This window comes from Nocardioides sp. P5_C9_2 (assembly GCF_054049555.1).
Genome location: NZ_JBFUMD010000746.1, coordinates 1 through 1,050 on the forward strand (window position 1 = coordinate 1; position 1,050 = coordinate 1,050).

1 protein-coding gene is annotated in these 1,050 nt (G+C 74.3%); it reads left to right on the top strand.

The features are described from left to right. Positions 1-57 precede the first annotated feature (57 nt). A partial coding sequence (locus ACXJKL_RS21470) for a DUF1116 domain-containing protein (RefSeq protein WP_457209017.1) occupies positions 58-1,050 on the top strand: 993 nt, incomplete at its 3' end.

Genomic DNA, 1,050 nt, shown 5'->3' on the forward strand with positions numbered 1-1,050 from the left:
CCTATCCAACGCGGCCGCCACCCGGCGAGCGGTCGCGCTGACGATCGGCGGACGCGCGTGACCACCACACCCACCCACGTCGTCGGCGTCGGCGCCGACCACCTCGCCGACGCGGTGGCGGGCCAGGCGGTGCCCGTCACCCGCGTCGACTGGCGCCCGCCGATGCCGGGCACCGAGGACGACCTGGCCGTCGTGGCCACCGACCCTCGCCGCCGGGCGGCCAACGAGCGCGCGCTCGCCGCCATGCTCGGCGTCTCCGCCGTCCTGGTCGACGTCGCGCCCGCCTCCGAGGTGCTCGGCCTGGAGCCCGGCCAGTTCCTGCACGCCGGGCCGCCGATCGAGTGGGCCCGCACGGCCGGTCCGCTCCGTGGGGCGCTGATGGGCGGGGCCGCCTTCGAGGGGATCGTCGCCGACCCGGAGGATGCCGTCGCCCTCTTCGAGGACGGCGGCTCGGTCAGCCTCGAGCCCTGCCACCACCGCTCGACCGTCGGGCCGATGGCCGGCGTGGTCACCCCGTCGATGTGGATGTTCGTGCTCGAGGACCCGACCACGGGGCGTCGTACCCACTGCTCCCTCAACGAGGGCCTCGGCAAGGTGCTGAGGTACGGCGCCTACGGGCCGGACGTCCTGGAGCGGCTGCGCTGGATGTCCGCGGTGCTCGGCCCGCTGCTGCGTACGGCGGTGCGCGCCAGCGACCCCGTCGACGTGACCGGCATCCTGACCCAGATGCTCCAGATGGGCGACGAGGCCCACAACCGCAACCGCGCCGGGACCCTGATGCTGCTGCGCGACCTCGCGCCGGCGATGGCGGCCAGCGGTGCCGACACCGCCGACATCGCGGCTTCGCTGCGCTTCATCGGCGGCAACGACCACTTCTTCCTCAACCTCGCGATGCCGGCGTGCAAGCTCGCGCTCGACGCGGCCCGCGACATCGACGGCTCGACGGTGGTCGTCGCRATGGCCCGCAACGGCACCGACTTCGGCATCCAGGTCTCGGGCACCGGCCACGAGTGGTTCACCGGTCCGGCACAGGTGGCCGAGGGCCTCTTC